The organism is Pseudomonas sp. G2-4 (genome assembly GCF_030064125.1).
In the GTDB taxonomy this organism is placed as follows: Bacteria; Pseudomonadota; Gammaproteobacteria; order Pseudomonadales; family Pseudomonadaceae; genus Aquipseudomonas.
The window spans coordinates 2,225,493-2,249,434 of record NZ_CP125957.1 but is presented as its reverse complement, the minus strand read 5'-3'; the positions used below and the strand labels follow the sequence as shown (position 1 = coordinate 2,249,434).

The window sequence follows — 23,942 nt, the reverse complement described above, 5'->3', positions numbered from 1 at the left end:
TGTGCAATTGCGTCCACGCCGATCAATGCCCCACCGCCATTTCAGCCTGCCCAGGTGGCGGTGTCACGATGCTGCCCAGATCGATGTGTTTCCACGCTGGCTTGGCGCCCAACCGTGCGTTGAAACGGTAGTTGAAGGTGAAGTCATCATCGGTCGGTTGGTCAAGGGATTTTCCATAGACCGCTTCGACTCCGGCCGGGTCATACCCCATCAGGTGCAACAGCGTCGGAAAAATGTTGTAGTGGCTCGAGCGGTCCTTGTTTTGCGCCCAGGCATCGCGCCAATCGAGGGTGCGCAGTTGGCTGCCCTGAATCACCACCAACGGCACCAACCCCTCTTCCGCCACTGGTTCCCCGCCGCAGTGGGTGTTGAGCCCAGGGTTGCCGCGCTCGTGCAGATCCTGGCCGTGATCGGAGGTGTAGATCAGCACAGCGTTGCTCAGATTGGCCTGCTGAAAAATCCGCTTGAAGAACTCGCCGATGTTCCACAGCAAGGTGTTCTGGTAGGCGTTGCGGTACAACAGCCAATCATCTTTCTGCCCATTGAAGCCTTCGCGGCTGCCGGTATCGGCCACTTCCTGGAACTGCCCGCGCGGCAAGGCCGGGCGGTAGTTCATGAAATCATCGGGGTATTTGTCGTGTACCGGGAAATGCGCCCCCACCTTGTTGATCACCACCAGTTCGGCCTGGTGGTCGCCCAGCAATTCGATCAACTTCGCCGCCGCCGCCATGTCGCGGTCGCGCACGCTGACCGCGTCGAATTGGACGAACTCATCGATGTCCTGTTTTTCAAGGTCGCTCATCAGGTTCTGCAGGTGGCCGCCGGTGCGCTGGGCGTCGATGTAGACGGTACGCAAGCCGGCCTTCTTGGCGTACTGCCAAATCGACGGCCGGGTGCTGTTGATGCGTATGTAGTCGGTGCGAGTGCCGCCGTAACGCAGGGTGACGTTGGTGTCGGCGCTGCAGTTGGCGATGGAGGCTGCGTAGCCGAAATTGAAGACGTCCACGCCCTCGGGCGGCGTCTTCAGACCGGTGTGTACGCCAAACGGCGTGTTGATATCCAGATAATTGCCACCGATGCTTTCATCGATGATCAGTACGATGTCCTGCTCGATCAAAGATGATCGCCGCGTCAGGGTGACCGGCTCCCGGGGGCCGATGGTGTTGTGCAAGGACTCGTAGGCAAAGAGATTCAAATAGGCCAACGGCGTGTACATCACCGGCAGGCCGCGCGCGCCCTCGCCCGCCCGCACGAACAGCACAGCGCTGAGCAGTAACACCCCCATCACCGGCGCGGCGATGGGCAGAAAACCGGGCAACGACACCGAGCGGCGAGGCTTCAGGCCAAGCCCCAACAACAGCAACAAGCCACCGGCCGCAGCGCTGATGATCACCTCGCGGTACTGATAGGCCGCCTCTTGGATGAAACCACCGGAGTACACCAGTGACACGAACTGGCTGTACGTCAGGTAGCTGTCGGTCACCCGGGTGTACACCTCGAAGAACACCGCCGAAGCAAACATCGCCAGCGCGAACAGATGCCGCACCAGGGTCTGGCGAATGTGGGCGCTCATCCACAACGCCACCACCAACGCGCCAAACATCGCTGCGAACAACAGCGTAGCGAAACCAAAACCCAGTGCCCCCAGACGGTCAAGGTAATAGTCATACCCCCGCACCAGGTACAGCACCAGCAGCAGTTCCTTGAGGTATCGGAGCATGTCTTTCTCGGCGGTAGCACGGCGTTGAAGAGGGGTTCGTTTCTGCACATTAGCAGCGGGCTTTCAAAGCGCAAGAAAAGCCTTTCCCCAACCACGCGTCAAAAAATAGTTACCCCAAAAATGACACGAATTACCGTCACAAAATGTAAAAAACTATGGATAACTACCGTTCATCGCTTTGTTAAACCCCATAAATACCCAATAAAACCGCCACTTCCCTAAGTCAGTCAATGACTTGATATCAAAAGGCCCGACTTCACTTGAATTGCCAACACTGACAACTGTCATTTTGCTGACACGCTTTTCTGAAGCTGCGCTATACCCCTCTAAACAGTTTCATCCGAGTTACATCATTCGGTTCATGAGGCGCGCCAAAGATGGACGTGAGCGTATTTGGTACGGGGTATGTGGGGTTGATCCAAGCCGCCGCGATGGCCGACGTCGGACACCGCGTTTTGTGCATCGACATTGACCCCAACAAGATCCGGCAGCTGCAACAAGCGGTCCCGACCATCAGCGAGCCGGGGCTCTCCGTGTTGCTCGAAGACAACATCAAGGCCGGACGGTTGTTGTTCAGTTCCCAGGCCAGCGACGCGGTCAATCACGGCGAACTGATTTTCATCGCCGTCGGCACCCCCGCCGATGAAGACGGCTCGGCCGACCTGAGCCATGTGTTGGCAGTCACCCGGCAAATCGCTGATTTCATGGACAGCGACCGCACCCTGATCATCAAGTCCACGGTGCCGGTGGGCACGGCCGACAAAGTCGCCGAGTGCGCGCGCCAGGTCCTTGAACGCCGGGGCCTGAAAAAGCTCACCGTACGCGTGGTCTCCAACCCCGAGTTTCTCAAGGAAGGCAGCGCCCTGGCCGACTGCATGCGCCCGGACCGGATCATTATCGGCACCGCCGACCCGCTGGCCCGCGACCAGATGACGGAGCTCTACGCACCCTTTTGCCGCAACCACGAAAAACTGATGTTCATGGACAACCGCAGCGCGGAACTGACCAAGTACGCTGCCAATGCAATGCTCGCCACCCGCATCAGCTTCATGAACGAACTGGCTAACCTCACCGAACGCCTGGGCGCCGACATCGAAGCGGTGCGCAAGGGCATCGGCTCGGACCCGCGCATTGGCTATCACTTCATCTACCCCGGCTGCGGCTTCGGCGGTTCGTGCTTTCCCAAGGACCTGCGCGCCCTGCTGCACACCGCTGAACAAAACGGCATGCCACTGCGCCTGTTGCGCAGTGTCACCGACGTCAATGACAGCCAGCGACACATCCTGTTCGGGAAACTGGCGCAGCAATTCCCCGACGGCCTGGCCGGCAAATCGATTGCCATCTGGGGCCTGGCCTTCAAGCCCAACACCGACGACATGCGTGAAGCACCCAGCCGCTACCTGATGGAAGCGCTATGGCGCGAAGGCGCCCGGGTCCACGCCTATGACCCGGAAGCCATGTCCGAATGCCGCCGTCTCTATGGCTATCGCAAAGACCTGAACCTGTGCGCCACTCGTGATGACACCCTGGAAGACACAGACGCCCTGGTGATCTGCACCGAGTGGAAAAATTTTCGTGTAGTGGACTTCGACCTGCTGGCCAGCAAACTGCGCGCCCGGGTCATCATCGATGGCCGCAACCTGTACAACCCTGAACACCTGGCGGCCGCCGGACTGCTGTATCGCGGCATCGGGCTGCGGCACACCCTGCCAAGCCTGCCAACCCAAGGGCCGCAAGCGTGAATGTCCTGGTGACCGGCGCGGCCGGATTCATCGGCGCCCATTGCGTGCTGCGACTGTTGCGCGACGGGCATCGGGTGTGCGGGCTGGACAACTTCAACGACTACTACGACCCGCAGCTCAAGCACGATCGCGTGGCCTGGGTGAAAGACCAGGCCGGCGAGTTCCCCCTGGCCCGGATCGACCTGACCGACGCCTCGGCCATCGATGAACTGTTCCAGACCCGCCGCCCGGAGGTGGTGATTCACCTCGCCGCCCAGGCCGGTGTGCGTTACTCCCTGGAAAATCCGCGGGCCTATGTCGACAGCAACCTCACCGGTTTCCTGAACATCCTGGAAAGCTGTCGCCGGCATCCGGTCAAGCACCTGGTCTACGCCTCCTCCAGCTCCGTGTATGGCGCCAACCAGCGCACGCCGTACTCGGTGCAGGACAACGTGGACCATCCCCTGTCGCTGTACGCGGCAAGCAAAAAAGCCAACGAACTGATGGCCCACAGTTACAGCCATTTGTTCGGCATCCCTTGCACCGGCCTGCGGTTCTTTACGGTGTACGGCCCTTGGGGCCGGCCGGACATGTCGCCCATCCAGTTTGCCCGCGCCATCGCCGAAGACCGTGTGCTGCAGTTGTTCAACCATGGCGAGCACCAGCGTGATTTCACCTACATCGACGACATCATCGAGAGCATCGCCCGGCTGATCGAACAACCGCCCCACGTCACACCGCTGTGGGATCACGCACAACCGGACCCGGCCACCAGCCGTGCACCCTGGCGGGTCTACAACATCGGCGGCCAGCACCCGGTGGCACTGCGCACCTACGTGGCGTTGCTGGAAAAACACCTGGGCCGAACCGCCCGCATCGAGCTGCTGCCGCTGCAAGCGGGGGATGTGCTCAATACCTGCGCCGACGCCAGCGACCTGGCACGGGCCACCGGTTTCCGGCCCGGCATCGAGCTGGAGGACGGCCTGGGCCGCTTCGTCCAGTGGTTCCTCGATTACTACGCACTGCCCATCGCCCACGCGCCGCACGCGGCTGAACTCCAGCGGAGGAACCTATGACCCGACATGAGCAGAATATTCCGATCAACACCCTCGGACGCGACAAACGTGTCGACCCCGACCACCGCAGGCGCCTGGACGCCGCCATCCACCGACAAGGCCGTGGCTGGCTGACCGGCCGCGACGGCGGTCGGCCCTGGACCGTCTCGCGCACCAACCGCGTGGTGGCGTGCCTCGGCGCATTGGCGATCCTGCTGCTGCTCTGCCCGCTGCTGCTGGGTCTGGCCCTATTGGTCAAGTTCTCCAGCCCCGGCCCGGTGCTCTTCGTGCAGAAGCGCACCGGTTACAGGGGGCGGGTTTTCGGCATGTACAAGTTCCGCACTATGGTCGCCAACGCCGAAGCCCTCAAGGAGTCGCTGCGCCACCTCAACAAGCACGGTGCCGACGCTATCGACTTCAAGATCGACAACGACCCGCGCATTACCCCCATCGGCCGGTTCCTGCGACGCAGCAGCCTCGACGAACTGCCGAACCTGATCAATGTGGTGACCGGCGACATGCGCCTGGTGGGCCCGCGGCCGACCTCGTTCAACGCCTATCGCTACAAGGACAACCATCTTGTGCGCCTGAGCATCTACCCCGGCCTGACCGGCCTGTGGCAGATCTCCGGGCGCAGCAATATCGACTTCGACCAGCGCGTGGAATTGGACCTCAGCTACATCGCTGAGCAAAGCCTGTTGTTGGATTTGAAGATCCTGATGATTACCCCCTTCAAAGTTTTCAGCGGCCACGGAGCGAGTTAAATGGACGGCTCAACAAATATCCCGACTATCGCAAGCCCGAGCGAGACCAACCTGACCTCGACCGTGCTCGACCCGGATCTGCGGATCCTTCTTCTGACGGCCGCCAACACCGGCACCGGCACCAGCACCAGCACCATGGCGCTGGCCGCTCAACTGGCGCAGATGAGCAGCGGTCGTGTGCTGCTGGTGGACGCCAGCCAGTCACCGCGCAACCTCAGCCAGCAACTGTCGTTGCACAAGGAGCGCGGCTTCACCGACCTGCTGTTCAACAGCCTCGCCCCTCCCCTATTGCAGGACTGCGTGGTGCAGGCGTCCAGCCTGCCCTTCGATGTGCTGCCCCACGGTCGCCTGGGCCGCAATGCCGAGCACCTGAGCCCCGAGCGATTGCGCCCGCTGTTCAGGCAACTGGCGGCGCAGTACCGCTTTGTGGTGGTCGACGCCGATGCGGTGTATTCGGCCAGCGACACGCTGGTGCTCAGCACCCAGGTGGACGGTGTGGTGCTGGTGGTGCGCGGTGAAGACACGCGCTGGGAAGTGGCCCAGGCCGCCCGCCAGCGCTTGTCCCAAGCCGGCGCGAAAGTGGTCGGTAGCGTCTTCAACCGCCGCAAGTACTACATGCCCAAGTGGCTCTACAACAACCTGTAAGCCTGCAAAAGGATGACGAGATGAACGCCAGAATGCTTGTCCTGCTGTTGCTGCCGCTTGCCGGTTGCTCCAGCACCACCGATACCCGCTCGATGCCGGTGCAGATCCTCACGGCTGCACCGGCCAACGCCCAGGCCACCGACATGCCCAGGGTCGAACAGACCCTGAGGCCGCAGGATGTGCTGGATGTGATTTTTCACATCGACACGACCTCTTCCCAGGCTTATCGAGTGCAGCCAGGCGACCAGATTGCCCTGAACTTCACCGCCGCCAGCCAGCTCAACGGCACGCAGCAGGTGATGCCCGACGGCAGTATCGAACTGCCGGGCGCCAACACCTCGGTGAAAGTCGCCGGCCTGACCACCGACGAGGCGCGCCTGGAGGTACAGCGTGCCTACAACCAGAAGATGCTGTTCCAGCCCAACCGCAACCAATTGACCGTTTTGGTGACCAGCCCGCTGTCCGGCGAGACGAACTTGCGCAACACCCTGACCCACCCGGCCACGGGCATGAGCCGGGAAATCATCGTGGGCAGGGATGGCTACGCCAGCTTCCCGGAAATCGGTTCCGTGCCGTTGCAAGGCATGACCGTCACCCAGCTGGAGACCTTCCTCAACGAGCGCTACGCCCAACTGCCCGGCCACATGACGGTGGATGTGCTGCTCAAGTCCACCGCCGGCAACGAGATCTATGTCCTCGGTGAAGTGGCCCAGCCCGGTTCCTATCCGATCCGCCGGCCGATCTCGGTCCTCGAGGCCCTGACCCTGGCTCGTGGCACGAACGTCAAGGCCCGGCTCGACTCGGTGGTGATCATGCGTCGCAACGGCAACCAGGTCGAAGCCCGCCACTATGACGTGGAAAAAGCCCTGAGCGGTGACGCCTCGCAGATCGCCTACCTGCAACCGGAAGACATGCTGTTCGTGCCCAAGACCGGCCTGGCCAAAGCGGGTGAAATGGCTCGGCAACTGGCCGACGTGGTGCTGTTCCAGGGCGTTGGCGTCAGCTTCGGCTACGACCTCGACAACAATAGCAGCGGCAGTAACTGACCCAGGTGACCGATCATGAACCCCAAGGAAAACTATCTGCACGAGTTCTTCAGGATCTTCTTCGCCAACAAGCAGTGGGTGAAGCGCGTCTTCCTGATTTTCGCCGTGATCGCCCTGGTGCTGCCGTTGATGCTCAAGCAGAGCTTCGATATCACCGCCCAAGTGATCGTCCAGTCGAAAAAGCTCTCCCAGGGCGACGCCACCACGTCGCTGAACCAGGAAAACGCGACGTTCGTTCCACCGTCCCTGGCGGACATGGAAACCGAGAGCAACATCCTGCGCTCGCCGGCGTTGATTCGCGAAACCATCAAGACCCTGCGCGACCAGGGTGAATACACCCCAAGCCCGGGCGCCCTCAACAAGTGGGTGAGCGAACCGCTCAAGCGCTACATCACCCAGCCTTTGCGCGAATACGTCATCAATCCGCTGCGCGACGGCCTGGGGCTGGAGGTGGATCCAGTACGCGACACCGTCCTCGATACGCTGACCGATCAGGCCATCGAAAACCTGAAGATCGAAACCCTGCCTGGCTCCAACGTCATTTCGATCGTCTACAGCTTCGGCGACCCTGCCCAGGGCACCCGGTTCGTGGCGCAACTGCTGCAGAACTACCTCACCGGCCGCCAGGACTTGCAATCGATCGAGTTGCCCCAGACGTTCTACGAGCAGAAAAAAGTCCAGTACCAGACGCGCCTTGACGGCTTGGAAGGCCATCGCCTGACACTGCTTGAAGGCATCGGATCTTCCGATCCCAAGGAAGAAATCACTTTTCGCTTGAATGCGATCAACACCGAGGAGCAGGCCCTGAACCTGTACCAGGATCGCCTGCTGCAAAGCCAACGCTGGCTCGATTACCTCAAGACCGCCCTGGCGGCAGCGAACAGCTCGCGGTTCAACGACTACACCTTCCCGTTCACCTTCACCACCACCGTGGACAACATTGCCTTCGAAGACCGGGAAATCAGGCAACTGGGAGAGCAATTGACCAGCCAGGTCAGCCGCTACATGAACGACCTGGCGATCTTCCAACCCAGCAGCGAACCGATGTTGCTGGCTCGCGAACAGATCATGCGCACCCGCCAGCAATTTCTCAAGGTGGTGAACAACCGCATCCAGGAACGCAGTACCGACCTGGCGGTGGTCAGTTCGGTGATCAATCAAAAGGCCCAGCGCATCGCCGACTTCAAGGACCGGATCCATCAGTTGCAGGAAACCCAGAGCAAGCTGCGGCAGATGGACACCGAGATCAACGCGCTGCATGCGGCCTTCTCGACTTATGCCCAGCGCTTCGCCGAGGCCAGCTCCGTGCGCTCGCTGGACAACGACCTGTCCAACGCCCGGGTCCTGAGCCCGCCGTTCGAACCGACCGCCGCGGCCTTTCCCAAGCCGATGCTGATTATTGTCTTCGGCATGTTCAGTGGCCTGCTGCTGGCGATCGCCCTGGTCTATGTGCGTGAGTTCTTCGACCATCGCTTCAAGCACCCAGCGCAAATCAGCCAGCAACTGGATCTGCCGGTCTTGCTGGTGATCAACGAGCAATCACCCACGCAGGTCAATCCGCACCGCAACTGGAGCCTGCCCAGCCTTGTCCATTGGGTGAAAAATTGAACGCGCCGTTCGGCCCGTCCCGCCAAGACAGCCCCCTGTCGATCATTCATCTGCTCGACAGCGGCGGCTTCTATGGCGCCGAGCGGATGCTGCTCGATCATTGCCTGGCGACACCCGGCCAGCATCAAGTGGTGTTTCTGGCGGCGCCACCGACCTTGATCACGCGGTTCCGCCAGGCCGGGGTCGATTGCCACCACTGCGCCAATTGGGCCGACCTGTTGCAGCATTTGCGGCGACGGCGCGCCGAGGGACCGCTGATCAACACCCACAACTTCAAGGGCCTGTTGTTCGGCTGGGCCGCAGCAACGATGCTGCGCCTGCCGCTGGTGATCACCCAGCACGGCTTCACGCCGCGCAGTCCAAAACAGCGGTTCTATACGTGGCTGAGCCTGCAACTGTGCCGTACCGCGCCGGTCAAGCGGGTGGTATGCGTGGCCGAAAGCATCGCCGCTCTGCACCGCCAGGCCAGCGTGAAGGCGGAAAAACTCGACGTGATCCCCAACGGCCTGCCGGCCAGCACGACGCTGCTGCCCCACCGCGACGATCGGCAGCGCTGGCGGGTCGGCTACGTGGGGCGCTTGAGCAGCGAGAAAGGCCCGGATCTGTTCCTCGACGCCATGATCCCGCTGTGCCAGCGCCACGCGTCGCTGCACGCCGTGATGCTCGGCGACGGCCCGGAACGCCAGCCCTTGCTCAAGCGCATCGCCGACGCCGGGCTGCCCACCCGCATCGAATTGCCCGGTTACCAGACCGACATGAATGAGTGGTGGAGCCGCCTCGATGCGCTAGTGATCAGTTCACGTACCGAAGGCACGCCGATGATCCTGCTCGAAGCCATGCAAGCCGGCGTGCCGGTGGTGGCATTCGGCGTCGGCGGCATACCCGATGTGCTGCAAGACCGTCACAACGGCCTGCTCGCTACGCCGGCGGACAGCGACGCGCTGGCCCGCCAGATCGAAACGCTGTTCAGCGAACCGCCCCTGGCGCGGATCCTCGCCGACAACGCACGGTGCACCCAACGCGACCGCTACGACCTGCGCACGCTGGCCGAACGCTGGTCACAACTCTATATCCGCACGGCACGGGAGGCTCGGCGATGATCGTCCCGCTCTCGATCGTCAGTCTGCTGGGGCTGGTGTGCCTGGCACTGCTGGCCAGTCCTTATCCGTTCCTGGCGCCCGGCGCGGTGCTCGGCCTGGTGGGTGTTGCCATGCTCTACCGCAAGCCCGGCTGGGGTTTGCTGGGCATTGCCGCGCTGCTGCCGTTCGAAGGCCTGTTCAAGGACAACGCGTTTTCCGGCAGCAAATTCTTCGGCGTGGCGCTGATCCTGATCCTGATGCTGCAGTTGGCCTTGCACCAAATTCCTGCGACGCGCTTGCGGAGCAATATCTGGAAGCCGTTGATCGGCTTCATGGCCCTGTATGGCCTGAGCCTGTTGATCTCGGAAAACGTGGGCGTGTCCCTGACGCATCTGCGTGAACTCGCAGTAGGGCTGATTCTGTTCGTGATCACGTTGCTGATCGGTCGCGAGCTGAACCTGGACATGTTCGCCCGGCTGATGACAGTGAGCGTCGCCACGGCCTGCTTGCTCGCGATGTTTTCAGCCAGGTACCAGGATCAGGGCCGCGCCTCGGGTTTGCTGGAAGACCCGAACGCCTTTGCGCTGTTGATTGCGTTTACCGTACCGCTGGCATTGTTGTTGACAATACGCAGCCAGAACCTGTTGCACCGGTTGTTCTGGGGTGGCGGTTTCATCCTGTTGCTGGGTGGAATGACCAAGACCGAATCGCGTTCAGGGTTGGTTGTGCTGTTGCTCAGCCTGATGATCGGGTTGTATCACTATCGGGCGCAGCTACCACGCGTACGTCCTCGGCACCTGGGGTTCGCGATGCTCGGCCTAGCACTCATGGTCCCGGCGACAGTTGCCTTGATGCCTGCTGGCTACGTGGCACGCATCCAGTCATTGAGCATCCTCAGTTCCGGCACCAACGCCCACAAGGACGGATCCTTGGGTCGCCGCGCCTCGTACATTGTGGTGGGCAGCCAGATGATCCGAGAGAACCCGATACTCGGTTCAGGCCCTGGGACGTTTCCGCAGCACTACGCCCCCACCGGCTACGCGAAGGCGTTCTCGGCCAATCGCAAACGAGGGGATCTGTACCGCCAGGCCCATAACACCTACCTGGAAATCTTCAGCGAAATCGGCGTGCCGGGCGGCTTGATGTTTGTCGGTACGATTGGGCTGGGCCTCTACAACCTGCTGCGCGCGCGGCAACTCTGGCTACAGCGCCGGGACTGGGCGCAAGCGGACTTGTTGACGCACCTGGGCATGAGCTTCCTGTCGCTGGCGTTGTTCCTGATGTTCCTCAGCGCGCCGAATCACAAGTTGCTGTGGATCATGCTCGCCCTGACCAGCGTGTTGCGCTACGACGCCGAACAGGCCGCGCCGCAGGAGGCTCGCACATGAGCCGCGTCAGTATCGTGATCCCGATGTACAACGAGGCCCTGCACATCGGCCGCACCCTCTTGGCGGCGTGGGAAGCCGCGCGCCAGGCGCAACTGGACTGCGAGCTGATCGTGGTGGACAACGGCTCCGATGACCATGGCCCGCGTATCGCCAATGAGCTCGGCGCGCGGGTGCTGATCGTGCCCGGCGTGCACATCGGTGCCCTGCGCAACCGTGGCGCGGCGGTCGCCAGCGGTGATTGGCTGGCGTTCATCGACGCCGACATGGAGATGCCGGCCGACTGGCTCAAGCTGTTGGTCGAAATGGCAGGCTGCCAGGGCGACGTACTGGGGCTTGATTTGGACACGCCCGGGCAAGCGCCATGGTTCGCACGAGCCTGGCAGCGCCGCAGCCGGCGGCCGGGGTCGCGTCCCCTGCATCGGGTGCAGTGGCTGCCCAGCGCCAACCTACTGATGCGCCGCACCTGGTTCGATCAGGTTGGCGGCTTCGACGAAACCCTGCGCACCGGCGAAGACAAGGATTTTTCCCTGCGCTTGCGCGAGGCCGGTGCACAGCTGTTGTTGGTCAACGAAAGCGTGGCCCTGCACTGGGGCTACGAACGCAGTTGGCGCGAATGGATGAGCAAGGAATTGTGGCGCCAGGGCAGTCATTGGCAGTTGCTGCGCAGCCATGGACCGAGCCTGCGCCTGTTGCGCTTTCCCGCGCTGTCCATCGGCGCCTGGGGGGTGGATCTCCTGGCACTGGTCGCGCTGCTCCAGGGCCAGGCGCGCCTGGGACTGATGCTGCTGTTCATCGCCACGTTGCCGGCCTTGATCCTCAGCCTGCGCCAGAGCCAACGCGACCCGCACCTGGCCTTGCAATTGTGGATCCTGCATGGGGTGCGCCTGCACCTGACCGGCGCCGCGTTGCTACTCAATCTATGTCAATGGAACGTCAGGAGACCCGCCCGTGGCTGAATTCATTTATTGGTCTTGTCTGTTGCTGCCCGTCTACGCCTACCTCGGCTACCCGCTGATGCTGAGCCTGATGGCTCCGCTGTTCCCTGTCCGGCGCTACGGCACGGCCTTGCCGATGGACGTCAGCATTGTCATTGCCGCCCACAACGAGGCGCGTCACATCGAAGAGAAACTGCGCACGTTGCTGGCCCAGGATTACCCGGCCCGCTCGTTGCAAATCATCCTTGCCAGCGATGGCTCCACCGACGACACGGTGGCCTGTGCGCACAAAGTGGTCGACCCGCGCATCACCGTGCTCGACCTGCCACGCCAGGGCAAGGCCGCCGCGCTCAATACCGGCGTGGGCCACAGCAGGGGCGACATCCTGGTGTTCACCGACGCCGACAATCAATGGGCCCAGGACACTCTCGGCCATTTATTGGCGCCGCTGGGCGATCCGGAAGTCGGCGCCTGTGCCGGCCATATGGAAATCCCCGTGCCGGGCAAGGGCCTGAGCCTGGGCGACAGCCTGTACCGGCATTACGAAGGCTGGCTGCGCCGGGTGGAAAGCCGCACCGGCTGCATGGTCTCGGCCGACGGCGCCCTGCTGGCCCTGCGCCGGGCGCTGTTCCAACCGATACCGGCGCAAGTCAACGATGACTTTTTCCTCAGTACCTGCGCGCCGGCGATGGGCAAGTCCATCGTCTACGCGCCACGGGCCCGGGTGACCGATCAAGGCGTGGACGAAGCCAACAAGCAGTTTCGCCGTCGCCAGCGGGTCACCGTCGGCGGTTTGCAGAGCCTGGCCCAGCGCCGGGAGTTGCTCAACCCGCTGCGCCATGGGCTCTACGCCATCGGGCTGATCAGCCACAAGTTGATCCGCCGCCTGGCGCCGGTGTTGCTCTTGCCGCTGTTGCTGAGCAATGCCTGGCTGTGGAACGACCATCCGTTCTATCGCCTGAGCCTGCTGGCGCAATTGCTCGGCTATGCCATGGCGCTGATCGGCTTGATGGACGCGGGCCATCGCTTGCCCCGCCCCTTTCGCCTGGCCGCGTTCGTGCTGGTCACGCTGGCGGGCATGAGCATCGGCCTGTGGCAATTCCTGCGCGGCCAGCGCTACAGCCAATGGAACCCCGAGCAGAATCGCTAAGGAGTGAGGCCGATGTCGATCAAACACGTTTTCAAGCGCACCGGCGGCTGGCTGTACCTGAACACGTCCCTGGGCCGCCACCCGTTGCGTGGCGCTGGCGTCATCCTGATGTTGCACCGGGTGCTGAACAACGACCGCGCCGCCGAACTGCCCCATCGCAACGAGCTGTGCGTGGGTCCGGATGCGTTCGAACACCTGTTGATCTGGCTGCTACGGCATTTTGAATGCGTGCCGTTGATGAGCTTGTTGCTGGCCGACCCCGAAAGCGTTCCGAACCGTCCACGGGTGGCGTTGACGTTCGACGACGGCTGGCGCGACAACGCAATGAATGCCTTCCCGCTGCTGCGCCAGTACCAGGTGCCGGCGAGCATTTTCCTCTCCACTGATTTCGTCGGCAGCCGCCAGCACTTCTGGTGGGAAAGCATCGGCGAGACCCTGTGGGGCAGCCATGGGCAGGTGGCGCGGCATGCCTTGATCGAACACCTGCACCACATCGGCCGGCCGCTGCCGGTGTTGCTCGATGACATCGATGACGAGCGCCGCAGCGTGGCGCTGCTGCATTTTCTGCAAAGCCTCAAGAGCCTCGATCCACATACCTTGAGCGACCTTACCGACGCCTGCCCGCAAGGTTCCCAACCCCAGGCGCTGGACTGGACCCAAGTGCGCATGCTCGAAGATTCCGGGCTGGTGCGCTTCGGCCCCCACGGCGCCAGCCATGCGATCCTGACCGGGCTGGATGACCAGCGCCTGCATGAAGAATTGACCCGCAGTTGGACCGCCCTGGAAAACGGCTGCGCCCAACCCCTGCCGGTGTATTGCTACCCCAACGGCGACCAGGATGCCCGTGTGCGCGAACAGGTGGCAGCCCACGGTTTTCCGTTCGCGCTGGGCACCGAGGCCGGACTGTATCGCCATGACGGCGACCCTCTGAACCTGCCACGTTTCGGCGTCAGCCAGCGCAACGCCTGCCACCCTGAATTACTGGCCTGGCGCATTCGCCGAGGAGCCCGTTCATGAACCGCGCACGCTACCTCAGGCTCTTGGTGCTGAGCATGGGCACGAGCCTGGCGATGATTGGCCTGCGCCTGTTGCGCAACGTGTTGCTGGCACGGATCCTGGGGCCCAGCGAACGCGGGCTGTTGGCACTGCTCAGCACCCTGCCGGACCTGATCAGCGCCACCACCAGTGGGGGCTTGAATTCCGCCGTGGGTTATCAGGCGGCGCAGCACCGCTCGATGAGCCTGTTGCTCAGCCACGTGCTGGTCTTTGGTTGCCTGCTAGCGGGGTTGCTGACGCTGCTAGTGGTGGCGCTGGTGCGTGAGTTCGGCGCCGAACTGGACATCACCACCCAACTGGGACTGCTGGCCTGGCTGCTGTTGCTGGCCGTGCCACTGGCGGTGCTCAAGAGTGGCCTGCTGACGTTGCACAACGCCTCCGGCGGCGTCGGCGCGTTCAACGCCTTGCGGCTGACGGAGTCCCTGGTCCCGCTGTTGCTGTTCGTGGCGCTGTTCTGGATGTGGAAAGACAAAGCGCTGGAAGCGGCACTGATCAGCTGGCTGGCGGGCCTGAGCCTGGTGGTACTGGCGGGTTGGATGTGGTTGCGTCGCGACCATGTTGTCACCCTGCGCTGGGATCGCACCGGCCAGAACGAACTGTTGCGTTACGGTGTCCGCAGTCATCCGGACCTGTTGTTCCAGCAACTGATGATGCGCTCGGATTACCTTTTCATCGGCGCACTGCTGGGCAGCACGGCGCTGGGGCATTACGCCATGGCCAGCGCGGCGGCCGAACTGCTGCATATCGTGCCGGAAGCGGTCACCACGCCACTGATGAAACGCCTGCTGCAGCAAGACTCAGACATGAAGCGCCTGACCCCGCTGGCCTTGCGCCTGACCGCCACGGCCATGCTGGGCGCCTGTCTGGGCATGGTACTGATCGGCGAATGGCTGATCGTTACCATGTTCGGCATCGCCTATCAACCGGCGTACCCGGCCCTGCTGGCGCTGCTGCCAGGGGTGTTCGGGTTGTGCTACGCGAGCATCCTGCGCCTGGATCTACTGGGCAAGAACCGTCCCGGTAGCGTTTCGTTGCTGATGGGCGTGGGTGCGCTATTGAACCTGGCGCTGAACCTGATTCTGATTCCGCGCTACGGGATCGTCGGCGCTGCCGCCGCTTCGTCAATCGCCTATCTGGGCGTGACCCTGGCGATGCTCGCATTGTATTGCCGCCTCAGCGGCGTGGCGGTGTGGCAGACGCTGATTATCCTGCCCAGCGATTTGCTGCCGATGCGTCAGATGCTGTTGGGGAAATCCGCGTGAACACCATTGCCAGTCATACCGCCATCGCGAGCAGGCTCGCTCCCACAGGGTCCGGTGTTGGACATGACAGATCTACCGTGGGAGCGAGCTTGCTCGCGATGGGGGCAGTGCAGCGCATGCTCAAAATCGGCGGCTGCCTGTGTTTCCTGCTGTTGGCGACGTTGGCCCAAGCAGCGTCCATGCAATGGACCGGTATCCGCGACGGCAGCCTGTACCTGCAAACCGACCGCCCGGCCTCTGTCACCGTGCGCTGGGTGCCTGCCTGGCAAGCCGAGGCCAATGCCGAACATCTGTATCTGCTCGACGGCCACGGGCAATTGGCGGGTGAACGCGTGGTCAAGGCGGATCAGACCCGTGGCGAACAGCAATGGCCGCTGCTGCCGGGTGCCGCCAGTTATCGGCTGGAAATTCCCGGCTACAGTTTCCGGCGCTATAGCGTCGAACACGACGCGCGCACCCGTGCCCTGTTTGCCCCGGCCAAGGTGCATTTCAGCGCCGAAGCCCACGACGGCGACGAGTTGTATTTCAAAGTGGCGGCCGGTGAGCAGGCGGTGTTGGCAGGCAAATTCCACAACGGCGCACGCGCATTGCAAGCCCGGCGCGTCGCCGACGGCAAACAGCTCCAACTGAACCTCAAGCCGTACCGCGCCTATTGGCAGTTCGACCAAGTGGCCCTGCCGGTCACGGACGTCGATCAAATCTGGCGCCTGCATGTGCAGGGCAATGGCAAACTGGCGTTCTGGCTGGACGGCACGGCCAACCTGTTCGCCCAGGACCCGGCGCACCTGCAACCGGTGCGCCAGGAGCCGGGGCAGACCCACCTGACGTTGTACGACGAAGCGCTCGGCAAGACCCCCAAGCTGGGCATATACATGCCCTATGAGCTACTGCCGCCATCCAGCTACGCTATGCTCGATGCGCTCAAACCCCAGGCGGCAACCCTCTACAGCTTCGTCGACGTCATGGCCGCCAAGGTCAATCATGAAGATGCCTTCCGACGCTTGTACCGGGGCCGCTTCGGCATCAGCCAAGACATCACCCTGCTGGCCGCCACCCAGCGCCGTGCGGATCTGCAGGCCGACCGGACCAGTCTCAGCGGTTTGCAAGCCTGGCTCATGTCGACCCGGGCTTCGGGCGACAACGGCATTCATTACCTCAGCTTTGCCGATGAGCCAAACCTCAACTACCCAGACTTCGCCAGTTTCCAGCAACTGTTCCAGACCATGGCTGCCCAGGTCCGCGCCGATCCCGCCAACGCACGCGCCGGTGTCCGCATCGCCATACCCGCCAGCTCCCGATTCACCAACGGCCCCTTCACCGAAAATGCAGCTGACAAGCGCGGGATCGACTGGGCACGGCGCCTGCTCGCGACGTCCGACGACCAGATCGACGCCCTGGCCTGGCATGAATGGATGATCCGCGATCTGCTGGCGACCCGGGTCTACCGCGACAGTGTCCGTCAGGCCGCCAACCTGGTGGGACTGGACAGCCAGGGCCGGCCCCGCAAGGCTTTGCTGTTGGACCAGACCAACATGTCCAGCGGCTCGAGCCTGAGCCCTTACGACCAGGAAACCCATTACGCCGCTTTGTGGTGGACATCGGTGGCGATCAACGCCTCTGCGGATGGTTGGCTCGACATGCTCAACTGGTTCATGCTCGCCGACGAACCTGAATACCCCAAAGGCATGGTGCGGGTGCTGGACAATCAGCGCTTCGAGCTCAAGCCCGTGGGCCTGGCCCAGCAGTTTATTCAACAGCACTGGCTCGATCAGGTGCTGCGCCTGGACAACGATGCGTTTGAAGTCGACGCGCTGGCCATGGCCACTGGAACGCAACGCAATCTGCTGGGCGTGAACAAAAGCACGCGAGCCCACCAGGTCAGCCTCGACGGCACGGTCTGCCCTCAGTCAGGCATGACCCTGATGTATTTCGGCCCAGACAACCGCAGCCACAGCGTTCCGTTTGATTGCAAGGCCGGCCAGGTCGGGTTTCTCCTGCCAGGGGAAACCGTGTTCGCCCTCAGTTGGACAGCTCCTCTTTCCCCCCACCCTGCCAACCGTCAGGAGGCACCATGAACGCTCTGCAAACATTGCGTGATCGCATTCAGAAAAAAGGTCTGCGCGCCGTTCTAATACAGCTATGCAGACGCTACGTATTTTCCCACACCCGACTGGTGTGGCTGGAGCATGACATACGGACCCCGCTCCCCCCACATAACCTCAAGCCCTACCCACCGATGCGCCTGGAGTTCATCACGGTCAGCAATGCCGATGCTTTTGCCCGGCACTTCGGCGACCGCGTCGACACCATGCGCGAGCTGGCGGCCGAAGGCTACACAGGCTTGATGTACCTGGATGATCAGGGCGACACCGTGGGCTTCGCCTGGGCCAGTACACGGGACTATTTCGACCGCCATTTCTACCGCTGCAACTTTCCGATCAAGCCTGGCGAGTACTTTCAGTTCGGTGGCGAGGCGATTCGTCAATACTGGGGTACCAGTATCTCGGCGGACATGCAGTTGGAGGTGTGGAAAGTCATGGCGGACCAGGGTTGCAACACAATGGTCGATGTCTGCGATTTGCAAAACATCCAAGCGATCAAGATGCATATCCGCATGGGCTTCCAGGAGCGCGGCCAGATCACCCACCTATACCGTTTGCTCGGTCATTGGCGGTTCCTGCGCAATACGTCTTACACCGGCACGGCACTGGACGCCTTTCGTAAACCGGCCCAGCCGGCTGCCTCGACTTCGGCGGCCTGATCCCCATGACGATCCGGTTCCAATGGTGTCGCTCCCTGGGCGCGGCGGACTTTCCTGTATCAGCTTATGAACAGCTGCTGACCCAGGTGGCCGACGCAACGCCGTTCAACAACCTGGCCTGGCTACAAGCGGCGGAATTCGCGCTGTTGCCCGAGCAGCAATTGCATATGCTGCTGGGCTGGCAGGACCAGACCTTGTGCCTTTGCCTGCCCCTGATATCAGGATTTCAACGTATCGGCGGGCTGCGGTTCCGGGTGTTGCATCACTTGGGTTTTCCAATGACAGACCGCATCGCCTTGCTGGCGCTTCTGGACGCCGAAGGCATGGGCCAGGCATTGATGCAGATCCGTCAGCATCTGCCTCACGCGTTGCTGCAATTGAATGAAGTGATCGAGCCGGTCGGTGAGCAAAGCGTCCTCAGCGCCTGGATGGCGCTGAGTTCCACCGGGGAGCGGCGCCTCAGTTGCCGGGTTCCGGTGCACTTGATCAGCGACAGTGACCGTCAAGAGATATCCGGCGATCCACGCTACAAATTGCGCCGGGCGCGCAAGCGGATTGCTGCCTGCGGAGCGGAGATCCGCCGGGTGACGCCAGACGCCATTAGCATGGGCCAGTTGTTGCGGGCCCTCGCTGAAGTCGAGGCCGTCAGTTGGAAAGGCGAGGAAGGCGTCGGCATCTTCGCCGACCCGAGGCGCCGGCAGTGGATGAACCACGCCTTTACCGCCCTCGCCGCCCAAGGCCAGGTGCGGGTGGTGATGCTGGAGCTCAACGGCGAATGCATCAGCTATCGCCTTGGCCTGCTGGACCAGGGGCGGCTGTATGACTACAACCTGGCCTTCCTGCCGCAGCACGCAGACCTGGGCAGCGGCCGGGTATTGCTTGAGGAGTGGATTCGCTGGGGGCTGGACGAGAACTGGCGCTGGATCGATGCGTCGCGGGTCAGCCTGGAGAACTCCAGCCATCAACTGCATGAACGCATGACCGGACAACTGGAGCACTGGCGCTGGAGCTTCTATTCCTGGCAGCCCGATGGCTTGCTCCTGGGCTTCGCCCTGCGGCTATGGAAAAGCTTGAAGCCGTGGCTTGGCAAGCGCCGGGCCAAACCGACCGCGACGACACCATCTTCTCCCACCCAGCCTTCGGAGAACACGCATGCCTCGCCAAGTGATCGTCAACGCTGACGACTTCGGGCTTAGCCTCAGTGAAAACGAACTGATCCTGCGGGCCTTCGAAGCAGGCGTGATCAGCTCCGCCACGGCCATGGCGAACATGCCGGCGTTTGATCAGGCGTGCGAGCTGGCCCGGCACCCGTTGCTCGAAGGACGTATAGGCCTGCACTTCAACCTCACTTATGGATCGCCGCTGAGCCAATCGATCACCTCACGGGCGGCCTTCTGCGATATCAACGGCGAATTCGACCTCAACCTGTCGCGCTACTGCCTGCGCCTGAGCGCTAAAGATCAGGCGGCGGTGAAAGAAGAACTCCAGGCACAGTGGCAACACTGCCTGGACCGTGGCCTACGTCCCAGCCATCTGGATTCGCACCAACACGTGCATAACATCTGGCCCATCGGCGCATTGGTGGCACGCTTCGCCGCCCGGCACGGTGTGCCCGTGCGACTGGCGCGCAACCTTGGACCGAACCTGAACACGCCCAAAAGGATTTTCAAGACCTTGCTCAACCGGCGCCTGCGCCGACTCTGCGGTGCAACGGCCGACTACGTCTGCACACCGGCCGACCTGCACCACGCTGCACCACCGGACCACGGTTCGCTTGAAGTCATCGTCCATCCGCTGCAAATGGACGGGGATTTTGGCGATGCCAGCCTGATGCCCGGCAACTCGCTGAGCCACGTGCTGCACAGGCGTCTGGCGGGGGTGCCGAAGGTCGGGTATGGCGAGAATGGACGGAGGTTTGAGCTGGTTGAACTGGGGGATGTGCAGTGATGCCTATTGGGCCTGCCGTTTGGAATGCTCGCTTGTCATGGCATCGTCCTCGAGAGTGATGAGTGCTGAATTTCGAGTGGGTGAAACGGCAAGAATTCGATCGAGTTGCGCCTCGGAAGATTGAGGGCCGGGCACGCTCCCTCGCCACAGGCACACCGTCCGAAATTCCAGCGCATCCTGGAAGGAATCTGTTAAAAGGCAGCTTCTGACTCTCGTAGCGAATTGCGTCGATGCCTTCATCCTTACTCTCTAGCCTCAAACAGCGTTGGCTGGCCTGGTTTTTCATGGCAGCGATGGTGGTCGGCCTACCGGTGGGCTGCGCCGTTTTGCAGCACAAGGAGCGCGAGTTGGTGTTTCGCATCGAGCCGGGGACGGCCCGTTGGTTCAGCGGGCTTCCCAGCGGCGTGCAAGAATTCGATCTCAAGCCCAAAAGCTTCAAGGCCGGAGAAAGTATCCATGGCTGGTGGTGGCCGGCCGAACAAAAAAACGCGCCGGCGATTCTGTATTTGCACGGTGTGCGCTGGAACCTGACCGGCTAATTGTTTCGTATCCAGCAGTTGCGAGCCCTGGGTTTTTCGGTGCTGGCTATCGACTACCGCGGCTTCGGCAAAAGCCAGGGCAATCTACCATCGGAAGCCAGCGTCTACGAAGACGCGCGCATCGCCTGGCAGCGCCTTGAAGTACTGCAACCGGACCCGGCCCGGCGGCTGATCTACGGCCATTCCCTGGGCGGCGCCGTGGCCGTGGACCTCGCTGCCGAACTTGGCCAGAAGGCAGCAAAAGACGGCAGCGTCGTGCCAGCCCGAGGCTTGGTCATCGAATCCACGTTCACGTCCCTGGGCGATGTGGCAACCGCCATGGCGAACACCTCGCTGCCAGTGCGCTGGCTGCTGTCGCAGAAGTTCGACTCCATCGACAAAATCCATGAGATCAACATGCCGTTGCTGGTGGTGCACGGTTCCGCCGACCGCTACGTCCCTCCGCGCTTCAGCGAGCAACTGTTCAACGCCGCCCAGGAGCCCAAGCGTCTGTTGCTGGTGCCCGGCGCGACGCACAACAACAGCATGAGTCTGGCGGGCCGAACCTACCGGCAGGCATTGGATGCCCTGATGAAACCGGCTCCCTCGCCAGTGGCAAGACGCGCCCAGGCCAGTTCAGCCAAGGCTGGCTGATCTCTGTGGGAGCGAGCTTGCTCGCGATAGCGGTGGGTCAGTTTGCAGAGATGTTGACTGTGCTGACGCCTTCGCGAGCAGGCTCGCTCCCACACTGGTTTCGAGTCGTTCAATGACCTTGCGTGCACCACAAATCCCCTGTGGGAGCGAGCTTGCTCGCGATAGCGGTGGGTCAGTTTGCAGGGAGGTTGGATGTGCCGACGCCTTCGCGAGCAGGCTCGCTCCCACACTGGTTTCGAGTCGTTCAATGACCTTGCGTGCACCACAAATCCCCTGTGGGAGCGAGCTTGCTCGCGATAGCGGTGGGTCAGTTTGCAGGGAGGTTGGATGTGCCGACGCCTTCGCGAGCAGGCTCGCTCCCACACTGGTTTCGAGTCGTTCAATGACCTTGCGTGCACCATAAATCCCCTGTGGGAGCGAGCTTGCTCGCGATAGCGGTGGGTCAGTTTGCAGGGAGGTTGAATGTGCCGACGCCTTCGCGAGCAAGCTCGCTCCCACACTGGTTTCGAGTCGTTCAATGACCTTGCGTGCACCACAAATCCCCTGTGGGAGCGAGCTTGCTCGCGATAGCGGTGGGTCAGTTTGCAGAGATGTTGACTGTGCTGACGCCTTCGCGAGCAGGCTCGCTCCCACACTGGTTTCGAGTCGTTCAATGACCTTGCGTGCACCACAAATCCCCTGTGGGAGCGAGCTTGCTCGCGATAGCGGTGGGTCAGTTTGCAGGGAGGTGGATGTGCTGACGCCTTCGCGAGCAAGCTCGCTCCCACAGGTATGGGGGTACCACAAGCAGTCTTAGCGTCCCTGGCGCGCCCAAAAAAAACGGCACCTTTCGGTGCCGTTCATTCATTGCAGATACAGGTTTATTTGCGGGCCGCCTCCCACGATTTCAGCAGCTCGTTGTAGTTCACCGTTTCGCCCTTAGGCTTCTCGTTTGCCAGTTTCGGCTTCGGTGCGCCCGGTTGGTCGAACCAGTATTGCGCGTCGCGCTCGGGGTTCATTTTCGGTGCGCAAGTGGCCTGGGCCTTGGAGCGTTCCAGACGGGTCATGATCGCGTCCTGATCCTTCGCCAAACCGTCGAGGGCCTGTTGCGGAGTCTTCTCGCCGCTGGCAGCTTCGGCGATGTGGCTCCACCACAGTTGCGCAAGACGTGGGTAGTCCGGCACGTTGGTCCCGGTCGGGGTCCACTGCACGCGGGCCGGGCTGCGGTAGAACTCCACCAGGCCACCGAGTTTCGGCGCCAGGTCGGTCAACGCCTGAGAGTTGATGTCCGACTCACGAATCGGCGTCAGGCCGACGATGGTTTTCTTCAGCGACACGGTTTTCGACGTCACGAACTGCGCGTAGAGCCAGGCCGCCAGTCTTTGTTTCTCAGGCGTGGACTTGAGGAAGGTCCAGGAACCCACGTCCTGATAACCCAGCTTCATGCCCTCTTCCCAGTACGGACCGCGCGGCGACGGCGCCATGCGCCATTTTGGCGTGCCGTCGGCGTTCATCACCGGCAGCCCTGGTTTGGTCATGTCGGCGGTGAAGGCGGTGTACCAGAAAATCTGCTGGGCGATGTTGCCCTGGGACGGCACCGGACCCGACTCGGAGAAGGTCATGCCCGCCGCTTCCGGTGGTGCGTACTTCTTCATCCACTCCACATATTTGGTGGTCGCGAACACGGCCGCCGGGCCGTTGGTGTCGCCGCCACGGGTCACGCTGGAACCGACCGGATGGCAGTCTTCGACGCGAATACCCCACTCGTCCACCGGTAAGCCGTTGGGCAGCCCCTTGTCGCCGCCACCGGCCATGGAGAACCAGGCATCGGTGAAGCGCCAGCCCAGGGACGGGTCTTTCTTGCCGTAGTCCATGTGCCCGTAGACGCGTTTGCCGTCGATCTCCTTGACGTCTTCGGAGAAGAACTTGGCGATGTCTTCATAGGCCGACCAGTTCACCGGGACACCCAGCTCGTAGCCGTATTTTTCCTTGAACTTGGCCTTCAGGTCCGCACGCTCGAACCAGTCGGCGCGGAACCAGTACAGGTTGGCGAATTGCTGGTCGGGCAGTTGATAGAGCTTGCCGTCCGGCGCGGTCGTGAACGAGGTACCGATGAAGTCCTTGAGATCCAGGGTCGGCGAAGTGAAATCCTTACCTTCGTTGGCCATCAGGTCAGTGATCGATTCAGTCTTGCCGTAGCGGAAGTGCGTACCGATCAGGTCCGAGTCGTTGACCCAGCCATCATAGATATTCTTGTCCGACTGCATCTGGGTCTGCAGCTTCTCCACCACGTCGCCTTCCTGCAGCAGGTCGTGGGTCAGCTGGATCCCGGTGATTTCGCTGAAGGCCTTGGCCAGCACCTTGGATTCATACTCGTGGGTGGCGATGGTTTCCGACACCACGTTGATTTTCATGCCGCGAAACGGCTGGGACGCCTTGATGAACCACTTGAGTTCTTCGAGCTGCTGATCGGCTGTCAGGGTTGACGGCTTGAATTCACTGCCGATCCATTTTTTAGCGGCGTCTTCATAGGCGTCGGCCCAGGCCACAGCACTCAATCCGCTGAGCGCCAGCACGGCTGCCAATGAAACGCTATGTCGCAGCTTATTGTTTTTATCGAACATAGAGACCTCCTGTTTGGGTTTAAGAGCCTG

General features: G+C 62.1%; 18 protein-coding genes and 1 pseudogene. 17 read left to right on the top strand and 2 right to left on the bottom strand.

The window, feature by feature from the left end; all coding sequences use genetic code 11:
- Positions 1–22: 22 nt before the first annotated feature.
- On the bottom strand, positions 23–1,720 hold the full coding sequence (locus tag QNH97_RS10175) for a sulfatase-like hydrolase/transferase (protein ID WP_283556686.1): 1,698 nt from the start codon (positions 1,718–1,720) through the stop codon (positions 23–25).
- 377 nt (positions 1,721–2,097) lie between these two features.
- On the opposite strand from QNH97_RS10175, the gene QNH97_RS10170 reads away from it, so the two are divergent.
- The 17 genes and pseudogenes from QNH97_RS10170 to QNH97_RS10090 all read left to right on the top strand — a co-directional run bounded on the left by QNH97_RS10170 (position 2,098) and on the right by QNH97_RS10090 (position 21,309).
- Positions 2,098–3,462 (top strand): UDP-glucose dehydrogenase family protein, encoded by a 1,365-nt coding sequence (locus QNH97_RS10170; protein ID WP_283556685.1) that lies wholly within the window; start codon positions 2,098–2,100, stop codon positions 3,460–3,462.
- Positions 3,459–4,517 (top strand): NAD-dependent epimerase, encoded by a 1,059-nt coding sequence (locus tag QNH97_RS10165; protein ID WP_283556684.1) that lies wholly within the window; start codon positions 3,459–3,461, stop codon positions 4,515–4,517. The genes QNH97_RS10170 and QNH97_RS10165 overlap by 4 nt, the downstream gene beginning before the upstream one ends.
- Positions 4,514–5,260 (top strand): sugar transferase, encoded by a 747-nt coding sequence (locus QNH97_RS10160; RefSeq protein WP_283556683.1) that lies wholly within the window; start codon positions 4,514–4,516, stop codon positions 5,258–5,260. Before QNH97_RS10165 ends, QNH97_RS10160 begins: the two co-directional genes overlap by 4 nt.
- On the top strand, positions 5,261–5,905 hold the full coding sequence (locus tag QNH97_RS10155; protein ID WP_283556682.1) for a CpsD/CapB family tyrosine-protein kinase: 645 nt from the start codon (positions 5,261–5,263) through the stop codon (positions 5,903–5,905).
- A gap of 20 nt (positions 5,906–5,925) precedes the next feature.
- A complete protein-coding gene (locus QNH97_RS10150) occupies positions 5,926–6,951 on the top strand; it encodes a polysaccharide biosynthesis/export family protein (protein WP_283556681.1) in 1,026 nt (341 codons plus the stop codon).
- A gap of 15 nt (positions 6,952–6,966) precedes the next feature.
- Positions 6,967–8,559: a GumC family protein gene (locus QNH97_RS10145; RefSeq protein ID WP_283556680.1), complete on the top strand. Its 1,593-nt coding sequence runs from the start codon at positions 6,967–6,969 to the stop codon at positions 8,557–8,559.
- Positions 8,556–9,659: a glycosyltransferase family 4 protein gene (locus QNH97_RS10140; RefSeq protein WP_283556679.1), complete on the top strand. Its 1,104-nt coding sequence runs from the start codon at positions 8,556–8,558 to the stop codon at positions 9,657–9,659. Before QNH97_RS10145 ends, QNH97_RS10140 begins: the two co-directional genes overlap by 4 nt.
- On the top strand, positions 9,656–11,026 hold the full coding sequence (locus tag QNH97_RS10135; protein ID WP_283556678.1) for an O-antigen ligase family protein: 1,371 nt from the start codon (positions 9,656–9,658) through the stop codon (positions 11,024–11,026). The genes QNH97_RS10140 and QNH97_RS10135 overlap by 4 nt, the downstream gene beginning before the upstream one ends.
- Entirely contained in the window at positions 11,023–11,982 is a 960-nt protein-coding gene (locus QNH97_RS10130; RefSeq protein ID WP_283556677.1) for a glycosyltransferase, read from the top strand. The genes QNH97_RS10135 and QNH97_RS10130 overlap by 4 nt, the downstream gene beginning before the upstream one ends.
- Positions 11,975–13,111, top strand: a complete 1,137-nt coding sequence (locus QNH97_RS10125; protein WP_283556676.1) for a glycosyltransferase family 2 protein — start codon at positions 11,975–11,977, stop codon at positions 13,109–13,111. Before QNH97_RS10130 ends, QNH97_RS10125 begins: the two co-directional genes overlap by 8 nt.
- A gap of 12 nt (positions 13,112–13,123) precedes the next feature.
- Entirely contained in the window at positions 13,124–14,128 is a 1,005-nt protein-coding gene (locus tag QNH97_RS10120; RefSeq protein WP_283556675.1) for a polysaccharide deacetylase family protein, read from the top strand.
- Complete coding sequence (locus tag QNH97_RS10115; protein WP_283556674.1) at positions 14,125–15,429, top strand: lipopolysaccharide biosynthesis protein; 1,305 nt, start codon at positions 14,125–14,127, stop codon at positions 15,427–15,429. The genes QNH97_RS10120 and QNH97_RS10115 overlap by 4 nt, the downstream gene beginning before the upstream one ends.
- Before the next feature lie 116 nt (positions 15,430–15,545).
- Complete coding sequence (locus tag QNH97_RS10110) at positions 15,546–17,504, top strand: hypothetical protein (protein WP_283556673.1); 1,959 nt, start codon at positions 15,546–15,548, stop codon at positions 17,502–17,504.
- Positions 17,501–18,190 carry a GNAT family N-acetyltransferase gene (locus QNH97_RS10105; RefSeq protein WP_283556672.1) on the top strand — a complete coding sequence of 230 codons (690 nt, stop codon included), beginning with the start codon at positions 17,501–17,503 and terminating at the stop codon, positions 18,188–18,190. Before QNH97_RS10110 ends, QNH97_RS10105 begins: the two co-directional genes overlap by 4 nt.
- Before the next feature lie 5 nt (positions 18,191–18,195).
- Complete coding sequence (locus QNH97_RS10100) at positions 18,196–19,371, top strand: GNAT family N-acetyltransferase (protein WP_283556671.1); 1,176 nt, start codon at positions 18,196–18,198, stop codon at positions 19,369–19,371.
- Positions 19,343–20,137: a ChbG/HpnK family deacetylase gene (locus QNH97_RS10095; protein WP_283556670.1), complete on the top strand. Its 795-nt coding sequence runs from the start codon at positions 19,343–19,345 to the stop codon at positions 20,135–20,137. Before QNH97_RS10100 ends, QNH97_RS10095 begins: the two co-directional genes overlap by 29 nt.
- A 230-nt stretch (positions 20,138–20,367) precedes the next feature.
- Positions 20,368–21,309: pseudogene (locus tag QNH97_RS10090) on the top strand (alpha/beta hydrolase).
- A gap of 860 nt (positions 21,310–22,169) precedes the next feature.
- Here QNH97_RS10090 and QNH97_RS10085 read toward each other — a convergent pair.
- Positions 22,170–23,912 (bottom strand): ABC transporter substrate-binding protein, encoded by a 1,743-nt coding sequence (locus QNH97_RS10085; protein WP_283556669.1) that lies wholly within the window; start codon positions 23,910–23,912, stop codon positions 22,170–22,172.
- Positions 23,913–23,942: the final 30 nt, after the last annotated feature.

Bases quoted from the DNA above. Each gene is read 5' to 3' on its own strand.
- QNH97_RS10110 (WP_283556673.1), top strand. From the start codon at position 15,546: ATGCTCAAAATCGGCGGCTGCCTGTGTTTCCTGCTGTTGGCGACGTTG.
- QNH97_RS10155 (WP_283556682.1), top strand. From the start codon at position 5,261: ATGGACGGCTCAACAAATATCCCGACTATCGCAAGCCCGAGCGAGACC.
- QNH97_RS10120 (WP_283556675.1), top strand. From the start codon at position 13,124: ATGTCGATCAAACACGTTTTCAAGCGCACCGGCGGCTGGCTGTACCTG.
- QNH97_RS10100 (WP_283556671.1), top strand. From the start codon at position 18,196: ATGACGATCCGGTTCCAATGGTGTCGCTCCCTGGGCGCGGCGGACTTT.
- QNH97_RS10130 (WP_283556677.1), top strand. From the start codon at position 11,023: ATGAGCCGCGTCAGTATCGTGATCCCGATGTACAACGAGGCCCTGCAC.
- QNH97_RS10145 (WP_283556680.1), top strand. From the start codon at position 6,967: ATGAACCCCAAGGAAAACTATCTGCACGAGTTCTTCAGGATCTTCTTC.
- QNH97_RS10115 (WP_283556674.1), top strand. From the start codon at position 14,125: ATGAACCGCGCACGCTACCTCAGGCTCTTGGTGCTGAGCATGGGCACG.
- QNH97_RS10095 (WP_283556670.1), top strand. From the start codon at position 19,343: ATGCCTCGCCAAGTGATCGTCAACGCTGACGACTTCGGGCTTAGCCTC.
- QNH97_RS10085 (WP_283556669.1), bottom strand. From the start codon at position 23,912: ATGTTCGATAAAAACAATAAGCTGCGACATAGCGTTTCATTGGCAGCC.
- QNH97_RS10150 (WP_283556681.1), top strand. From the start codon at position 5,926: ATGAACGCCAGAATGCTTGTCCTGCTGTTGCTGCCGCTTGCCGGTTGC.
- QNH97_RS10170 (WP_283556685.1), top strand. From the start codon at position 2,098: ATGGACGTGAGCGTATTTGGTACGGGGTATGTGGGGTTGATCCAAGCC.
- QNH97_RS10105 (WP_283556672.1), top strand. From the start codon at position 17,501: ATGAACGCTCTGCAAACATTGCGTGATCGCATTCAGAAAAAAGGTCTG.
- QNH97_RS10160 (WP_283556683.1), top strand. From the start codon at position 4,514: ATGACCCGACATGAGCAGAATATTCCGATCAACACCCTCGGACGCGAC.
- QNH97_RS10175 (WP_283556686.1), bottom strand. From the start codon at position 1,720: ATGCTCCGATACCTCAAGGAACTGCTGCTGGTGCTGTACCTGGTGCGG.
- QNH97_RS10135 (WP_283556678.1), top strand. From the start codon at position 9,656: ATGATCGTCCCGCTCTCGATCGTCAGTCTGCTGGGGCTGGTGTGCCTG.